We start from the raw sequence: 15,088 nt of genomic DNA on the forward strand, positions 1-15,088 counted from the left end.
GGGCTCGATGCCTCAGGCCATGCGACAGAGCGAGGCGGCCACGCGGCAGAAGTCGACCGCGCGGCGCTTCGTGAGCATCTGCTCTGTCCAGTAACGCACGGCTTCGATGTTAAGCCGCAATCCACGCGCTGTCACATCCGTCTCGCGTTCCGAGACAGTGACATTCGTCTTATCGCAGGTCGTGCGGGTGGGGCTCACAGGATGACCTCGCCCAGAGCGGCGATGACGTCGGGCTTGCGGGGGGCTCCGGTGGCGCGCCGCACGACGCGTCCGGCGCCGTCCAGGACGAGGACGGTCGGGGTCCGCACGACGTTCAGCCGGCGCACGAGGTCCAGGTGGGCCTCGGCGTCGAGCTCGATGTGGGCGACGCCGTCCACCATCTCGGTGACCTCGCCGAGGACGCGGCGCGTGGCCCGGCACGGCGCGCAGAACGCGCTGGAGAACTGCAGCAGCGTCGCCTTCTCGCCCAGGTCGGCGCCCAGGTCGTCCGGCCGGACGGTCTCCGCCACCTCGTCGCCCTCCCCTCGCCGCGCGCGCAGCACGCCGTCACGGCGCCGCCGCACGAGGGCGAACACCGTGGCTGCGAAGAGGACCGCCGCGGCGATCAAAGCTCCGGTCATCGTCGATCACAACTCCGCAGGGCCGCGTTTTCTTCCGCCTCCGATTTCCCCCCGGCCTCCGCGACGGGCCGCTCGGTCCAGGTCGGGAGGGCCAGGTCGAGAGGCTGGGCCGGGAGGCTGGGTCGGGAGCTGGGTCGGGAGCGTCCGTCAGGTCGGGATGGTGAGGAGCGGGCGCCCGTCCAGCCCGACGACCTCGAAGGAGAACAGCTGGCCGCGCGGGAACATCGTCGACCCGACGTATTCGCCGTAGCCCTTGTCGTACGGGACGTACCAGCTGCCGAGCGCGTCCCGGCGGCCGTCCCGCGCGACCACCAGGAGCCGGCAGCGCGACCCCTTCGGCACCCCCGACAGGTGCAGTTCGACCTCGGTGCCCCATTCCTTCTTGCGCAGCACCACATAGCCCTTGACGTTGCTCTTGGGGTCGGCGGCGCTGATCCGCTCCGCGGTCGCCGCCGGCGACGCGGTGGCGGACGGCGGGGGCTCCGCCACGGTGCCGTCCCGCCCGATGGGGAGGACGAAGCCGCCGAACAGGCCCCCGACGACAAGCAGGAGGCACGCGGCGGCGGCGAGCGGGGCCCACCCCGCGGCGCCCCGCCCGCCGCGCAGGCGGCCGAGCCATCCCCTCCGTCGTTCGGCCGCCCTGGTCAGCAGCCCGTCCAGGAGTTCGGGCGGCGGCCCGGCGATCCCTTCGAGCTGCTCCCGTTCGACCCGGCCGAGCATCGCGGGCAGCCCGGCCAGCCCGGCGAGCTCGTCCCGGCAGCGGGGGCAGCGCTCCAGGTGCTCCTCCACCCGGCTCCGCTCGCCGGGATCCAGCGCGCCGAGCACGTACACCCCGAGGGACGTGCGCACGTCCGTGCAGTCGTTCATGGCGCCAACCCCCGCTCCTCCAATGCGAGTTTGAGCGCCCGCAATGCGTAGAAGGTGCGGGACTTCACCGTTCCGGGCGGTATGCCGAGCGTCCGGGACGCCTCCGCCACCGACCGGCCCTTGTAATAGGTCTCGATCAGGACCGCCCGGTGCGAGGGGCTCAGCCCGGCCAGCGCCTCCGCCACCGTCCAGGACTCCAGGGCCCGGTCGATGTCGTCGGAGCCGTCGGCAGTCATGATGACGTGCTCGTCGATGCCGGTCTCCGGCGGCCGGGCGCGCTTGGCGCGGTGCGCGTCCACGACCAGGTTCCGCGCGACCGTGAACAGCCACGGCCGCACCGGGCGCCCGGCCAGCGCCTCCGGGTGCCGCCACGCGCGCAGCAGCGTCTCCTGCACGACATCCTCGGCCTGGGTCCGGTCCCCGCCCGTCAGCCGCAGGACGTACCCGAGGAGGGGACCCCCGTGCTCGCTGTACAGGGCGCGAAGCAAACCCTCATCCGCGGTCGGACCCACACCACGTACACGTACGGCCCGGCCCGGCGGTTCACCCCCTCGTCCGCCTATTTCGGCCTCTGCTGGAGGTCGTTGAGGTGGACGTTCTCGGCCGTCGCGGCGACGCGCAGGCCGTCCGGCGTCGGCTCGATCCGGCTGATCCGCGACCCGACGGGCAGGTCGGCGACCGGGACGACCCAGGTCAGCTGCCGCTTCACCAGCGCCAGCGGGATCTGCGCGGCCCCGTTCGACCCCACCGACACCGGGGTGACCGCGATGCCCTTGGCGGTCGGCTTCACCTCCACCACCGCGGTGCCGGAGACGGCGAAGCCGAGGATGTCGCCGGCCATCTCGACCTGGAGGCCGTCGCCCTTCGGCCCGATCGACTTGACCTCCTTCGGCGCCTCCTTCTTGATCACGGCGTAGGGGATGACCGCCGACGCGGTCGCCGTGCGCGCGGTGACGTTCGCGGCGCTGCCCTTGCTCACCTCCGACAGCGGCGCCTGCACACCGCGCATGTCGACGGTGACGCCGGTGACGGTGACGCCCTGCTCCGTCCAGTCGCCGATGGCGACCTCGATGTGCTCGTACTCGCCGCCGACCGCCTGGGTGAGGAACGGGACACCGTGGATGGTCACGTCCGGCTGCTGCGGCAGGTCGTACTGCGCGGCCACCTGCTCGCCGATCTTGTCCTCGGCGACCCGGACGCCGAGCCGGTCCGCGGCGACCAGCGCCGCGGCGACGAAGATCAACAGCACCAGCAGTACCTTCCGCATGTCTCTCCTTCGGGCCGGCGGCATGCGATCGCCACACCTTAGTGCGCGAAAACCCCATACCGGGTCGCGTCACGGATGACCTCGCGTCAGCCGCCGGCGAACGGCGGGAGCACCTCCACGACGCCGCCCTCGGGAAGCGCGACCGAATCGTGCGGCCGGCCGCCCACCGGGTCGCCGTCGATCAGGAACGAGCTGCGCGCGACGACCCGCGCGAACTCCTCGCCCCGCGCCGAGCCCGCCGCCTTCAGCGCCTCCGCCAGCGTCGCCGCGTCGTACGGCTCCTCGTGCGTCCCGGCCGCCGCCTTGGCCGCCGCCCAGTACCGCATCGTCCCCTTGGCCATGGCTCCAGTGTCGCCCAGGCAGGTCCATGGTCGGGCGGCTCGGTTATGCTCTGGGTGAGGGATCCGGGCGACGAGGCCATGGAGTTCATCCGAAAGGCCCTTCACGGTCACCTCGTCCTTGAGCCGCCGACCACCGCCGTCGGGCCTGGGGATGAGCCGTCTGGGTCCTACGTCTTGACGGGAGACGGCACTTGAGCAGCCTGCTCTTGCTGACCAACGCGTTGGAGCCCTCCGACGAGGTCCTGCCCGCGCTCGGGCTTCTGCTGCACTCGGTGCGCGTCGCCCCCGCCGAGGCGTCCGCGCTCATCGACGCGCCGCCCGCGGACGTCGTGCTGGTGGACGCGCGCCGCGACCTCGTCCAGGCCAAGAGCCTGTGCCGCCTGCTGCGCACCACCGGCCTCGACTGCCCCCTCCTCGCCGTCGTGACCGAAGGCGGCCTCGCCGCGCTGAGCCCGGAATGGGGCCTGGACGACGTGCTACTGCAGACCGCCGGCCCCGCCGAGGTGGAGGCCCGCCTCCGCCTGGCCGTCGGGCGCGCGGCCGACACCGACGCCGACGACGTGCCGGGCGAGATCCGCAGCGGCGACCTCACCATCGACGAGGCGACCTACACCGCCCGCCTCCGCGGCCGCGTCCTCGACCTGACCTTCAAGGAGTTCGAGCTCCTCAAGTACCTGGCGCAGCACCCGGGCCGCGTGTTCACCCGCGCCCAGCTCCTCCAGGAGGTCTGGGGCTACGACTACTTCGGCGGCACCCGCACCGTCGACGTCCACGTCCGCCGCCTCCGCGCCAAGCTGGGCGCCGAGTACGAGTCGCTCATCGGGACCGTCCGCAACGTCGGCTACCGCTTCGTCCCCGACCACCGCCCCGGCGACACGGAGGGCAAGGCCCCCGCGCGCACCTGACCGTTCCTGATCCGCCGGGAGACGGCACTCTCAGGAGACGACGGCGCCTGTCGTCGGGTCGAGGACGAGACGGCCGGCCCTCGGGTGAGCGAAATCGAACATGTGGACCAGGGTGCCGGCGCGGGCGTCGAACGAGGCGCCGCCGATGCGGCCGGTGCCCCAGTTGTCCTCGATGAAGCGCAGGATCGACGCCTGTTCGACGGGACGGTGGTCTACATAGTCGACCTTCGCGTACGGGGAGATCACCAGGAGGGGGAGGCGCTGGCTGGGGCCGCAGCGGTCGTCGTGGCCGCCGGACGCCTCGACGCGGCGGCAGGCGGGCTGGTCTTGGGCGGGGTCGTCGGAGCCGTTGGTGATGTGCGGGCGGGCGTGGTCGTACCAGCCGTCGGAGTCGTCGTAGGCGAGGATGACCGCGGTCGATCTCCACTCGGGCGACTTCTGGATCTCGTTGATCGTGGTCACGACGAACCGCTGCTCGTCCAGCGGGTCGGAGTAGCCCGCGTGGGCGTCCTGGTAGGCGGGGGCCTTGAGGAACGACACGGCCGGCATGTTGTGCGCTGCGAGCGCCGCGTCGAAGTCCTTCAGGTCGTACTGGTGGTGGGCCTGGTCGGTTCGGCCGATCGCGGACACCGAGGACGGCGGCAGGTGCTTCTCGTTGGCCGTCGACTCGTAGTACTGGAACGGCTCGTGGTGGGGGCTGTAGTCGACGACCCGGTTCTTGCCGATATTGGCGTGGGACGACCCGCACACTTTGTAGCCGTGCTCGGTGCCGGTCGGGCGGAATCCGCCTTGGAACCAGCCCCAGGTGATGTTCTTCGCATTGAGCAGGTCGCCTATGTTGCGCCCGGTCATCACCGCGAGGTTGTTGTCGGACGTGTGGTTGTTGTTGGAGCAGTCGTCGAAGGCGGGATCGGGGTCCGTGATGACCGTGCCCACGCCCTTGGAGTTCGGGGACGCCACCACGGACGGGTCGGAGACCTTCTCATGGGTTTTGGGGTCGACCGCGTAGGCGCCGTACGTCTGGCCTGAGATGAGGTTGAGGGCACCGGGCGTGGACGGCCCGAACACCGAGTCCCAGGAGTTGTCGCTCATCGCGTAGTGCTGGGCGTAGTTCCACATGGCGGTGACGGTGTTGCCGTCGAAGTAGTCCATGACCAGGCCGGGCTCACCGAAGAGGATGGGCTGTCCGGTGCACTTGTCATGCTCGGTGAACTCGACGAACCGGTCCATGCGGCCGCCGTTCACGGCTTTCTGCTCGGCGGCGTAGCCGTGGTTCTGGTCGCAGGTGAGGGCCTGGGAATGGCTGAGGCGCTTCGGGTCGTAACTGTTCGGGTTCCGGGTGCGCAGCGCCTTCGTCAGGCCGTTCACCTCCGGGGTGCCGGCGGCGGCGTGGAAGGGCGTTCCGTCGGTGTTGGCGGCCTTGGGATATGTGCCGAAGTAATGGTCGAACGAGACGTTCTCCCCGTAGATCACCACGACGTGCTCTATCGGCGTCCGGGGGGAACCGCTGGAGGGAGCGGGCACGGCCCCGTTGTTCTTGGCGGTGTTGTTCTCGGCGGTGTTGTTCTCGGCGGCGGACGTGCAGGCGACCGCCAGCACCCCGGTGACCGCCATGGACACGGCCGATGCCGCGAGTTTGCGCATGTCTCCTCCCCTACTCCGCGAGTAGAGCCCTGCCGAAGTGGTCGGAGGCGTCGGCGACACCCGGAAGTGTGAAGAAATGACCGCCGCCGAACGGAGATATGTAGTCGGCGAGAGGCTCGTCCAGCAGCCGTTCCTGGACGGCCTCGAACTGCCGGCGCGGGTCCTGCTGGAAACAGGTGAAGATCAGGCCCATGTCGAGGTCTCCGGCCTCGTCCACGCCCCGGTCGTAGTTCCAGGCGCGGCGCAGGATGCGGCTGCCGTCCGTCTCGGGCACGCGCGGGTTGGCGCGCCTGATGTGGCTGGTCAGCGGGATGACGTCGCCGACCGGGTCCAGCGCGTAGCGGGGGACGTCCGACTCGCGGGTGCCGTCGAGCGGCGCGCCGGTCTCGCGGCAGCGGCCGAAGATGCGCTCCTGCTCGGCGAGGCCGACCCGGTCCCAGAACTCCACGAACATCCGGATGAGCCGGACGACCTGGTACGTGCCGCCCGCCGTCCAGGCGGGTTCGGAGCCGTCCCGCGCGGCCCAGACGAGGCGGTCCATGTCGGCGACGCGCCCGGTGTCGGGGTTGGCGATGCCGTCCTTGAAGCCCATGAGGTTGCGGGGCGTCCCGGACGGCCGCGGCCTGCTGACGAAGCCGTTCATCCGCCACCGGATCTGCATGGCGCCGCGCGTGTGCCGGCAGACGTCCCGCAGCGCGTGCAGGACGGTGTCCTCCTCGGAGGCGGCGAACTGCAGCAGCAGGTCGCCGTGGCACCAGGCGGGGTCGAGGTCGTCGTTCGGGAACGTCCGCATCGGGCCCAGCCGCGCGGGACGCCGCGAGGCCAGCCCGAAGCGGTCGTCGAACAGCGACGCCCCCACGCCGGCGGTCACCGTGAGCCCCCCGGCGGGAACGTCCGGCCCGAGGATGCCGGAATCGGGCGGCGGCCCGGTGACGCCCACCTCCGCCGGCGCTCCGCCGCCGGTCAGCGTCCGCGCGCGAACGGTCAGCGCACGGAACAGCTCCGCCAGTTCGGCGCGCCTCTCGATGATCACGTCGAACGCGACGACGATCGCGCGCTCCTGCGGCCCGTCCAGGACCCCGGCCTGATGGACGCCGTGGAACGCGGAGGGTGGAGACGCCGCTCCCCCGGCCGGCCCGCCCCGGACGACCGCGCCCGCGACTCCGGCGACCGCCGCCCCGCGCAGGAAGGCGCGCCGCCCGACGGAGGCTCCCGCTGCACGCGCGCCCGGGCCGGTCATGGCGTCCTCCGGACGGCGGCGATGGTCGCGACCGACGACAGCGACTCGACGAGTTCGCCGACGGCGCCGTCGATGCGTTCACGCTCCCTGATGCTCAGCCGGCTCAGCGGAGTCCACCGCCCGTGCCGGTGCTGCGCCCGCAGCAGACGCGCGGCGCGGTCGAGCCGGGCGTCGATCCCGGCCAGGTCCATCCGGCCGTTGAGCAGCGGACGCAGCGGGTCGAGCACCGCGCGGGTCGCGTCGAGGTCGGCGGCGGCCGTGGCGAGCATCGTCCCGCTGCCCTGGTCGGCCTTGCCGGTCAGCTCGAACCGGAGCGTGCCCTCCAGGATCTCGTGGGCGCGGAGCCCGAGGTCGCCGGGGTCGGTCTGCTCGCGCGGGAAGCCGTCACGCAACGCCTCGACGTCGGCCGCCAGCCGGTCGGCCGGGCCGCGCAGCGAAGCCGCCGGCTCCCCATGCCACAGCCCGTGCTCGACCCGGTGGAACCCGGTGAACCCGGCGTCGCGGACGCCCTCCGGCAGCCCCGCCGGGCGGCCGTCGATCGCGTCCGCGAGGTCGCCGAACGTCCCGTAGGCGGCGCCGAGCCGCTCGTAGGCCAGATGCGCCGGCAGCCACGCCGCGCGGGCCGCGTCCAGATCGCCCGACCGGACGGCGTCGCGCAGCTCGTCCGTGCGGTCCTTCAGCCTGTCGAGGCCGCGCGTGACGTAGGCCCGGTAGGCCCGCACCGCCGGATAGAGGTCGTTGCGCGTGATCGGGCGGACGCCGCGCGCTCCCCCGCCCGCGCCGGTCACCCGGATCTGCGGCCCCGTGACGGAAGCGGCGTCCTCCGGGCGGCAGGTGACCGCATACGTCCCGGCCGCGAGGCTGACACGGAGCGGACGCGTCGTCCCCGGCCCGGCGTCCTCCAGCTCCGCGAAGACCGCCCCGCCCGAGACGACCGTGACGTCGACCGCCGAGGAGTCGCCGTTGTGGACGAGCAGCACCCGCGTACCGGCGGGCGAGCGGGACCACCCTTGCCCGCAGTGCGCCCGCCCTACCTGGACGGTGACGCCCTGACCCGAATCGCCCCCGCACCCCGACAGTCCGGCGGCCACCGCGATCAGGGACACGGCGGCACGGCGAGCCCGTACCCACGCCATCCCGATCACCGCCACGCCGCCTTTCGTCTCCAGCGCCAACGGCACCGTAGACCCGCGCGGCGCGCTCGGCCGCCCGGCACGCCGGAGCATGCGTGGGGGTCAGCCGAAGCGGCCGGTGATGTAGTCCTCGGTGGCCTTCCGCTCGGGGTTCGCGAAGATCTTGCCGGTGTCGCCGATCTCGATGAGCCTGCCCGGCTCGCCGGTCCCGGCGATGTTGAAGAACGCCGTGCGGTCGCTGACGCGGGCGGCCTGCTGCATGTTGTGGGTGACGATCACGATCGTGTACCGGGTCTTCAGCTTGTCGATCAGGTCCTCGATCGCGAGGGTGGAGATGGGGTCGAGGGCGGAGCACGGCTCGTCCATCAGCAGGACCTGGGGCTGGACGGCGATCGCGCGGGCGATGCAGAGCCGCTGCTGCTGGCCGCCCGACAGCCCGGCGCCGGGCTTGCCGAGACGGTCCTTGACCTCGTTCCACAGGTTGGCGCCGCGCAGGGACTCCTCGACGATCTCGTCCAGGCGGGACTTGCGGCGGACGCCGTTCAGCTTCAGCCCGGCCGCCACGTTGTCGTAGATCGACATGGTGGGGAACGGGTTGGGCCGCTGGAACACCATGCCGACGACGCGGCGCACCGCGACGGGGTCGACGGACGGGTCGTACAGGTCCTCGTCGTCCAGCATGACCTTGCCCTCGACGCGCGCGCCCGGGATAACCTCGTGCATCCGGTTCAGCGTGCGCAGGAAAGTGGACTTGCCGCAGCCCGACGGCCCGATGAACGCCGTCACCGAGCGCGGCTCGATCGTCATCGAGATGTCCGCGATGGCGTGGACGCCGCCGTAGTAGGCGTGCAGTCCGGAGACGTCGATCCGCTTGGCCATGTACTTCCTTCCCTAGCGGCGCGGGGTGCGCCGGGCGAAGAGGCGGGCGACCAGGTTGAGCAGCATGATGATCCCGATCAGCACGAGCGCCCCCGTCCAGGCGCGGTCGATCGAGTGCCGGTGGGGGTCGGCGGCCTGCTCCCAGATGAAGGTGGGCAGGGACGCCTGCGGCCCGTCGAACGGGTCGTCGTTGATCGCCTTGGTGAAGAAGATCGTGAGCAGCAGCGGCGCGGTCTCCCCCATGACGCGGGCGACGGCGAGCATCACGCCGGTGACGATGCCGGTCATCGCGGTCGGCAGGACGACGAGGCAGATCGTCCGCCAGCGCGGCACGCCGAGCGCGTAGGACGCCTCGCGCAGGTCGTTCGGGACGAGCTTCAGCATCTCCTCCGCGGACCTGACCACGGTCGGGATCATCAGGATCGTCAGGGCCAGCGATCCGGCGAACCCGGAGAAGCCGAACCCGAACGTCAGCAGCCACAGCGCCAGCACGAACAGGCCCGCGACGATGGACGGTATGCCCGTCATCACGTCCACCGTGAAGCCGATGACCTTGCCGAGCCGCCCGCCGCCGGCGTACTCGACCAGGTAGATCGCGGTGAGGATGGAGAGCGGGACGGCGATCGCGGTGGTGATCGCGACCTGCTCCAGCGTGCCGACGATGGCGTGGTAGGCGCCGCCGCCCGGGTCGCTGCCGCTGACCGCGTTCATCGAGAACTGGAAGAACGTGAGGTCGAGCCGCTCGGCGCCGTTGACGGCGACCGTCCACAGCACCGACACCAGCGGGACGAGCGCGAGCGCGAACGCCAGATAGACCAGCCCCTGGACGAGCCGGTCCGTGAACTTCCGGGCGGGCGAGACCGGGCCCAAGGCGCTCATGCGAACCCCTTCCGGCGCGCGACGACCGCCCGGGCGGCCATGTTGACGACCAGGGTGATCACGAACAGCACGAGCCCGGAGGCGATCAGCGCGCCGCGCCCGGTGACGGACGCCTCGGCGAAGCCGTTGGCGATGTTCGCGGCGAACGTGGCGCCACCGTCCTCCAGGACGTGCCAGTTGATGCCGGGCACGAACGTCAGCACCATCGCGACGGCGATCGTCTCGCCCATCGCGCGGCCGAGGCCGAGCATCGACGCGCCGATCATGCCGGACCGCCCGTACGGCAGCACCGCCATCCGGATCATCTCCCAGCGGGTCGCGCCGATCGCGAGGGCCGCCTCCACGTTGGCGCGCGGGACCTGCAGGAACACCTCCCGGGAGAGGGACGAGATGATCGGCAGGATCATGATCGCCAGCACCACCGAGGCGGTGAAGATCGAGTTCTTGCCGGGGCTGTCGCCGCCGAACAGCGGGATCCAGCCGAGCGCACCGTTGAGGAAGGCGCTGATCCCCTCCATGTGCCGCGACAGGAACGCGAGCCCCCACAGCCCGTACACGATGCTGGGGACGGCGGCGAGCAGGTCGACGACGTAGCCGAGCCCGGACGCCAGCCGCCGCGGCGAGTAGAAGGAGATGAACAGCGCGACCCCGATCGCGATCGGCGCCGCGATGAGCATCGCGAGCAGCGACGACACCACGGTGCCGAACGCCAGCTGCGCGATGCCGAACCTCGGCGGCGCCGCGTTCGGGTCCCAAGTCTCGCTGGTGAGGAAGTTCGCCTCGTTCTCCCGGAGGGCCGGGACGGCCTTCCACACGAGGAACGCGCCGATCGCGGCGACGATCGCCAGCACGGCGATGCCGGAGCCGCGGGCCGCGCCGGCGAAGATCCGGTCTCCGGCGCGTCCGGTGCCCATCGGCATGGCCGCGCGGTCGAGGGGCGCGGCGCGCACCCCGACGCCGGTCTCGGTGGTCATGAGGGGGAACCTCCTCGGATCGAACCCACGCGGGCGCCGGTGATCAGGCCAGCGCTCGCACGGACGCCTGGACCTTGGTGAGCACGCTCTGCGGCAGCGGCGCGTACCCGAGGCCGCTCAGGATCTTCTGGCCGTCCGCGCTGGAGGTGTAGGTGAGGAAGGACTTGACGAACGCCGCCTGCTCGGCCGGCAGCCCCTTCTCACATGCGATCTCGTAGGTGACGAGGACGATCGGGTAGGAGCCCGGCTCCTTCGTCGTGTAGTCGATCTTCAGTGCGACGTCGTTGCCGGTGCCGGTGACCTCCGCGCCCGCGACGGCCTTGGACGCGCTCTCCGGCGACAGCTCGGTGTACTCGCCGGCGCCGTTCTTCACGTGCGCGGTCTGCAGCTTGTTGTTCTCCGCGTACGACATCTCCACGTAGGAGATCGCGCCGGCGGTGTTCTTCACCTGGCTGGTGACGCCGTCGGACTTCGCGGCGCCCTGGCCGGTGGAGTTCGGCCACTTCTTGGCCTTCTCCCACGTCCAGATGTCCGGCGCGACGGTGTGCAGGTAGTTCGTGAAGTTGTCGGTGGTGCCGGACTCGTCCGAGCGGTAGATCGGCTTGATGTCGGACGACGGGAGCTTCGCGCCCTCGTTCTCCTTCGCGATCGCCGGATCGTCCCACTTCGTGATCTTGCCGGAGAAGATCTTGGCGATGTTCTCGGGGGACAGCTTCAGCCCGTCCACGCCCTGCAGGTTGTAGACGACCGCGACGGGGCCGACGACCATCGGCAGGTTCAGCGCGTCGCTCCCCTCGCAGCGCTCCTTCGCGGCGGCGGCCTCCTCGGGCTTGAGCACCGAGTCCGAGCCGGCGAAGGAGACCTGGCCGCTGGTGAACGCCTGGATGCCGGCGCCCGACCCGCTCGGGTTGTAGTTCAGGTCGGCGCCCGCGCACCTGCTCGCGTAGAGCTTCGTCCACTCCTCGATCGCGTTCTTCTGCGCGCTGGACCCGGCCGCGTTGACGCGGGCCTTCGCGCAGTCGATGTCGCCGGACGGCGCGCTGCCCGCGGTCGCCGTCGTGTTGTCGTCGCTGCCGCAGGCGGACAGGGCGAGCGCGCCCGCGACGACCACGCCGCCCAGGGCGGCGAGCCGGGAACCGTTCTTCACCGGAGGGTCTCCTCTGAGTTCCGTGGGGCGGTTCCTCCCGCCCCAGGCCGTCGAGTGCGACGCTAGGCAGCCGAGGTGACCGGGCACCCCGCTCCAGGTGAACGGCAGATGAACGGATACGTGCAGAGTTGCGAAGAATGCTCCGATTTGCCATGGACGCCGGGTTAACGGCGCGGCTCACCCGCACAAGAACCCGGTCGAGACGGGCTCGCCGTCAGGCGTACATCACGTCGACGGCGTACTTCGTGAAGCCCAGCGACTCGTACAGCCGGACGGCCGCGACGTTCGATTCGTCCACGTAGAGCATGAACTGCTCCATGCCGATGTCGCGCAGGTGGTGCAGGCCCTTCAGCGTGAGGGTGCGCCCCAGCCCGAGCCCCTGAGCGTCGGGGTCGACGCCCACCACGTAGACCTCGCCGACCTTGCCGGGGTGGACCTTCGTCCAGTGGAAGCCGACGAGCCGCCCGTCACGCTCGGCGAGGAAGAAGCCGGCCGGGTCGAACCACTCCTCGGCTTCGCGCTCGCGGAGGTCGCCGATCGTCCAGGCGCCCTGCTCGGGGTGGTCGGCGAACGCGCGGGCGTTGACCTCCAGCCACGCCTGCTCGTCCCGCCCGGGCTCGAAGGTGCGCAGCACCACACCGTCGGCGACGCGCACCTCCGGCAGGGGGCCGGACGCCGGGCGCCGCATCTGGAACAGCGCGCGGACCCGCTCCATCCCCTCCGAGGCGGCCAGCGCGGCGGCGGCGGGCAGATCGCCGTGCGCCCACACCCGCAGCGGGGCCTCCTCACGCAGGGCGCGGAGCAGGGCCCGCCCGTGCCCGCGGCGCCGGTGCTCCGGGTGGACGACCAGCTCCCCCGACGCGGGCTCGTCCTCGCTCGCCGGATCGAAATGGGCGTACGCCACGATCGTCCCGCCCTCGGAGATCGCGAACCCGGACCGTCCGCCCCGCAGCGCCAGCAGGGCGTGCTCGCTCAGCGGCCCCACCCCGTCGGCCCGCTCCGCGGCCTCGACCAGCGCCAGCGCCTCGGCGACCTCGGCGTCCCCCAGCGTCCCGCGCGCCCGCAGCTCACTCACGCCCGCCACCCTATGCGTCCGGCCGGACGCAAAGATCACCGGGGATCCTGATCAATTTGTCACAAAAACGTCACCGTGCCGCCGGGATCCGTATGCCGGCCGTACCTACCGTCCACAGAATGACTCGACGACGCACCATCCTGGCCTGCGCCGCGGCGGGGCTGACGGTCGTGGCCCTGTCGGCGCAACCCGCCGCCGCGCGGCCCGCACCGACCGCGTCCGTACGCCTGCTCGCGCTGAACGACTTCCACGGCAACCTGGAGCCGCCGAGCGGCAGCTCGGGCAACGCCATCGACGAGAACGGCAACACCGTCCTCGCCGGGGGCGCCGCCTACATCGCGACCCACATCAAGCAGCTGCGCAACCGCGACACCCTCACGGTCGCGCAGGGCGACCTGGTCGGCGCCTCGCCGCTGCTGTCCGCCGCCTACCACGACGAGCCGTCCGTCCAGTTCATGGGCGACATCGGCGTGACGGCGTCGGCGGTCGGCAACCACGAGTTCGACGAGGGCTACGAGGAGCTGCTGCGCCTCCAGAACGGCGGCTGCCACCCGGTGGACGGCTGCTCCCCCGAGGGCAAGTGGCGCGGCGCGAAGTTCGACTACCTCGCCGCGAACGTGCTGAAGAAGCGCGGCCACAAGGAGCGCCCGATCCTGAAGCCGTGGACGATCCGGCGCATCAACGGCGTCCGCGTCGGCTTCATCGGCCTCGTCACCAAGACCACCCCGACCATCGTCACCGCCGAGGGCATCAAGGGCCTGCGGTTCGACGACGAGGTCGCCGCCGCGAACCGCGCCGCGCGCGAGCTGAAGCGCCGGCACGTCCGCGCGATCGTGCTGCTGGTGCACGAGGGCGATCAGGTGCAGCCCGGCACCCGCCCCGACCAGTGCGGCATCATCCCCGGCGCCGGCTCCCGCATCGCGCAGGAGGCCGACCCCGAGATCGACGTCGTCCTCTCAGGCCACACGCACCAGCAGTACATCTGCTCGGTGAAGGACCCGAAGGGGCAGCCGCGCCTGTTCTCCTCCGGCTCGTCCTTCGGCCGCGTGATCACCGAGGTCAACCTCAAGGTGAACCGGCGGACCGGTGACATCATCCGCTCCTCGGTCAAGGGCGACAACCACGTCGTGACCCGCGACGTCCCGCCGGACCCGGCGACGGAGAAGTTCGTCCAGACCTGGAAGGACCGCGTCTCCACGATCGCCGACAAGCCCATCGGCAAGATCACCGCGGACCTGACCCGCACCCCGTCCCCCGCGGGCGAGACCGCGCTCGGCGACGTCATCGCCGACGCCCAGCTCGCCGGCACCCAGGACCTCGGCGCGCAGGTCGCGCTGATGAACCCGGGCGGCGTCCGCACGGACCTCATCTACGCCGCGAGCGGCTCGGAGGGCGACGGCGTCGTCACCTACGGCGAGGCGTTCGCCGTCCAGCCGTTCAGCAACGTGATGGGCGTGACGTCCCTGACGGGCGCGCAGCTCGACGCCCTCCTCGAACAGCAGTGGACGTCCGCGGGCGAGAAGATCCTCCAGCCGTCGGCGAACCTGCACTTCACCATCGACCGCTCGAAGCCGGTCGGCGACCGCGTCTCCGACATCACGATCGACGGCGCCCCGATCGACCCGGCCGCCACCTACAAGGTCGCGGCGAACAACTTCCTCCTGGGCGGCGGCGACGGCTTCACAGTCTTCACCGAGGGCCAGGACCAGGTCTTGGGCGCCATAGACCTGGACACGTTCGTCGCGTACTTCAACGCCCAGGGCACCATCAGCCCGCCCCCGCTGAACCGGATCTCCGGCCAGTAACCCCGACCACCCGTGGCCCGGGACGGACGCCCAACAACGTCCGCCCCGGGCCACGCGCACCACCAAGCCACCCCGCACTCACCGACCGACCCCAACACAAGCGCCTCTTTGACGAGCACAACCCAAACCCTTCTAGACCAAACCCGAGCCACAGCACCAACCGAAGCGGCGCCCACGGGCGTTCCAGCGGGTCGCCCCCTGGACCAACACAGCCGTCTCTTGGACGAGCACAAAGCACACCCTCTTGGACCAGACCCGAGCCGGGGCGCAGACCGAAGCGACCACCACGGGCAGGCACGCGGAGGGCGCTCT

The 15,088-nt window shown here is 71.4% G+C and carries 16 protein-coding genes; 2 read left to right on the plus strand and 14 right to left on the minus strand.

Translation table 11 applies throughout. The annotated features are described in order from the left end of the window. Positions 1-12 precede the first annotated feature (12 nt). The 6 genes from ACIWVC_RS25020 to ACIWVC_RS25045 form a co-directional block, all read right to left on the minus strand. The gene (locus ACIWVC_RS25020) at positions 13-78 is read right to left on the minus strand and encodes a putative leader peptide (protein WP_353819285.1); all 66 of its coding nucleotides are present in this window, start codon (positions 76-78) and stop codon (positions 13-15) included. Positions 79-194: 116 nt separating this feature from the next. Beyond that, positions 195-620 carry a TlpA family protein disulfide reductase gene (locus ACIWVC_RS25025; RefSeq protein WP_396449953.1) on the minus strand — a complete coding sequence of 142 codons (426 nt, stop codon included), beginning with the start codon at positions 618-620 and terminating at the stop codon, positions 195-197. A gap of 147 nt (positions 621-767) precedes the next feature. Continuing rightward, on the minus strand, positions 768-1,487 hold the full coding sequence (locus ACIWVC_RS25030) for an anti-sigma factor family protein (RefSeq protein ID WP_396449954.1): 720 nt from the start codon (positions 1,485-1,487) through the stop codon (positions 768-770). Beyond that, a complete protein-coding gene (locus tag ACIWVC_RS25035; RefSeq protein ID WP_396449955.1) occupies positions 1,484-1,999 on the minus strand; it encodes a sigma-70 family RNA polymerase sigma factor in 516 nt (171 codons plus the stop codon). The genes ACIWVC_RS25030 and ACIWVC_RS25035 overlap by 4 nt, the downstream gene beginning before the upstream one ends. A gap of 47 nt (positions 2,000-2,046) precedes the next feature. Beyond that, positions 2,047-2,754, minus strand: coding sequence for a DUF2993 domain-containing protein (locus ACIWVC_RS25040; protein ID WP_396449956.1), 708 nt, complete (start codon positions 2,752-2,754; stop codon positions 2,047-2,049). 86 nt (positions 2,755-2,840) lie between these two features. After that, positions 2,841-3,095, minus strand: a complete 255-nt coding sequence (locus tag ACIWVC_RS25045) for a MoaD/ThiS family protein (protein ID WP_396449957.1) — start codon at positions 3,093-3,095, stop codon at positions 2,841-2,843. Between the two features lie 191 nt (positions 3,096-3,286). Here ACIWVC_RS25045 and ACIWVC_RS25050 point away from each other — a divergent pair, with 191 nt between their 5' ends. Beyond that, positions 3,287-4,000: a winged-helix domain-containing protein gene (locus ACIWVC_RS25050; protein WP_396449958.1), complete on the plus strand. Its 714-nt coding sequence runs from the start codon at positions 3,287-3,289 to the stop codon at positions 3,998-4,000. 30 nt (positions 4,001-4,030) lie between these two features. Here the strand turns inward: ACIWVC_RS25050 and ACIWVC_RS25055 are convergent, their stop codons facing one another. The 8 genes from ACIWVC_RS25055 to mshD form a co-directional block, all read right to left on the minus strand. Continuing rightward, positions 4,031-5,644, minus strand: coding sequence for a phospholipase C (locus tag ACIWVC_RS25055; RefSeq protein ID WP_396449959.1), 1,614 nt, complete (start codon positions 5,642-5,644; stop codon positions 4,031-4,033). Positions 5,645-5,654: 10 nt separating this feature from the next. Then, entirely contained in the window at positions 5,655-6,884 is a 1,230-nt protein-coding gene (locus tag ACIWVC_RS25060) for a Dyp-type peroxidase (RefSeq protein WP_396449960.1), read from the minus strand. Then, positions 6,881-7,864, minus strand: a complete 984-nt coding sequence (locus ACIWVC_RS25065; protein ID WP_396454640.1) for an EfeM/EfeO family lipoprotein — start codon at positions 7,862-7,864, stop codon at positions 6,881-6,883. Before ACIWVC_RS25065 ends, ACIWVC_RS25060 begins: the two co-directional genes overlap by 4 nt. 255 nt (positions 7,865-8,119) lie before the next feature. Then, a complete protein-coding gene (gene pstB / locus ACIWVC_RS25070; protein ID WP_396449962.1) occupies positions 8,120-8,896 on the minus strand; it encodes a phosphate ABC transporter ATP-binding protein PstB in 777 nt (258 codons plus the stop codon). A gap of 12 nt (positions 8,897-8,908) precedes the next feature. Continuing rightward, positions 8,909-9,775: a phosphate ABC transporter permease PstA gene (gene pstA, locus ACIWVC_RS25075; protein WP_396454641.1), complete on the minus strand. Its 867-nt coding sequence runs from the start codon at positions 9,773-9,775 to the stop codon at positions 8,909-8,911. After that, positions 9,772-10,749: a phosphate ABC transporter permease subunit PstC gene (gene pstC / locus ACIWVC_RS25080; protein ID WP_396449964.1), complete on the minus strand. Its 978-nt coding sequence runs from the start codon at positions 10,747-10,749 to the stop codon at positions 9,772-9,774. The genes pstA and pstC overlap by 4 nt, the downstream gene beginning before the upstream one ends. Positions 10,750-10,792: 43 nt before the next feature. Beyond that, complete coding sequence (gene pstS, locus ACIWVC_RS25085; RefSeq protein ID WP_396454642.1) at positions 10,793-11,896, minus strand: phosphate ABC transporter substrate-binding protein PstS; 1,104 nt, start codon at positions 11,894-11,896, stop codon at positions 10,793-10,795. A gap of 214 nt (positions 11,897-12,110) precedes the next feature. Beyond that, positions 12,111-12,971: a mycothiol synthase gene (gene mshD, locus ACIWVC_RS25090; RefSeq protein ID WP_396454643.1), complete on the minus strand. Its 861-nt coding sequence runs from the start codon at positions 12,969-12,971 to the stop codon at positions 12,111-12,113. 119 nt (positions 12,972-13,090) lie between these two features. Between mshD and ACIWVC_RS25095 the strand changes: the two genes are divergently transcribed. Further along, positions 13,091-14,776 carry a bifunctional metallophosphatase/5'-nucleotidase gene (locus tag ACIWVC_RS25095; RefSeq protein ID WP_396449967.1) on the plus strand — a complete coding sequence of 562 codons (1,686 nt, stop codon included), beginning with the start codon at positions 13,091-13,093 and terminating at the stop codon, positions 14,774-14,776. Positions 14,777-15,088 lie beyond the last annotated feature (312 nt).

This window comes from Actinomadura sp. (assembly GCF_044508335.1).
Classification (GTDB): Bacteria; Actinomycetota; Actinomycetes; order Streptosporangiales; family Streptosporangiaceae; genus Spirillospora.

Bases quoted from the DNA above. Each gene is read 5' to 3' on its own strand.
- ACIWVC_RS25025 (WP_396449953.1), bottom strand. From the start codon at position 620: ATGACCGGAGCTTTGATCGCCGCGGCGGTCCTCTTCGCAGCCACGGTG.
- ACIWVC_RS25030 (WP_396449954.1), bottom strand. From the start codon at position 1,487: ATGAACGACTGCACGGACGTGCGCACGTCCCTCGGGGTGTACGTGCTC.
- ACIWVC_RS25040 (WP_396449956.1), bottom strand. From the start codon at position 2,754: ATGCGGAAGGTACTGCTGGTGCTGTTGATCTTCGTCGCCGCGGCGCTG.
- ACIWVC_RS25045 (WP_396449957.1), bottom strand. From the start codon at position 3,095: ATGGCCAAGGGGACGATGCGGTACTGGGCGGCGGCCAAGGCGGCGGCC.
- ACIWVC_RS25055 (WP_396449959.1), bottom strand. From the start codon at position 5,644: ATGCGCAAACTCGCGGCATCGGCCGTGTCCATGGCGGTCACCGGGGTG.
- ACIWVC_RS25060 (WP_396449960.1), bottom strand. From the start codon at position 6,884: ATGACCGGCCCGGGCGCGCGTGCAGCGGGAGCCTCCGTCGGGCGGCGC.
- pstB (WP_396449962.1), bottom strand. From the start codon at position 8,896: ATGGCCAAGCGGATCGACGTCTCCGGACTGCACGCCTACTACGGCGGC.
- pstA (WP_396454641.1), bottom strand. From the start codon at position 9,775: ATGAGCGCCTTGGGCCCGGTCTCGCCCGCCCGGAAGTTCACGGACCGG.
- pstC (WP_396449964.1), bottom strand. From the start codon at position 10,749: ATGACCACCGAGACCGGCGTCGGGGTGCGCGCCGCGCCCCTCGACCGC.
- ACIWVC_RS25095 (WP_396449967.1), top strand. From the start codon at position 13,091: ATGACTCGACGACGCACCATCCTGGCCTGCGCCGCGGCGGGGCTGACG.